Here is a 577-nt window from a genome sequence, read left to right as displayed (position 1 = left end):
AGATTGGCGATCCGCTCATTCACATCATCCGCAACTCATGCGATCATGGGATTGAGCCTTTAGAAGAAAGAAGAAGGCTTAACAAGCCTGAAACCGGTAAAGTGCAATTGAGCGCGTATAATGAGGGTAACCACATTGTGATTAAAATCTCTGATGACGGCAAGGGGTTAGACCCTGTGATGCTTAAAGAAAAAGCGATTGAAAAAGGGGTGATTAGCGAAAGAGACGCTGAAGGCATGAGCGATAGGGAAGCGTTTAACCTCATTTTCAAGCCAGGTTTTTCTACCGCAAAAGTCGTTTCCAATGTTTCAGGCAGAGGCGTGGGCATGGATGTGGTGAAAACCAATATTGAAAAGCTCAACGGGATCATTGAAATTGATTCAGAAGTGGGGGTAGGCACGACTCAAAAGCTTAAAATCCCTCTCACTCTGGCTATCATTCAAGCTTTACTCGTGGGCGTTCAAGAAGAATATTACGCTATCCCGCTTTCTTCAGTGTTAGAAACCGTGCGCATCAGTCAGGATGAAATCTACACCGTTGATGGCAAGAGCGTGTTACGTTTGAGAGATGAGGTGCT

Annotated in this window: 1 protein-coding gene; it reads left to right on the top strand. The window is 45.1% G+C overall.

The window, feature by feature from the left end; translation table 11 throughout:
* Positions 1–577, top strand: a 577-nt coding sequence (locus IEY78_RS35400) for an ATP-binding protein (protein WP_189104831.1), incomplete at both ends; no start/stop codon positions are given.

This window comes from Streptomyces kronopolitis (assembly GCF_014646275.1).
Classification (GTDB): Bacteria; Actinomycetota; Actinomycetes; order Streptomycetales; family Streptomycetaceae; genus Streptomyces; species Streptomyces kronopolitis.
The sequence above is the reverse complement of the archived record's forward strand: the minus strand, read 5'-3'. Positions and strand labels throughout refer to the sequence as shown.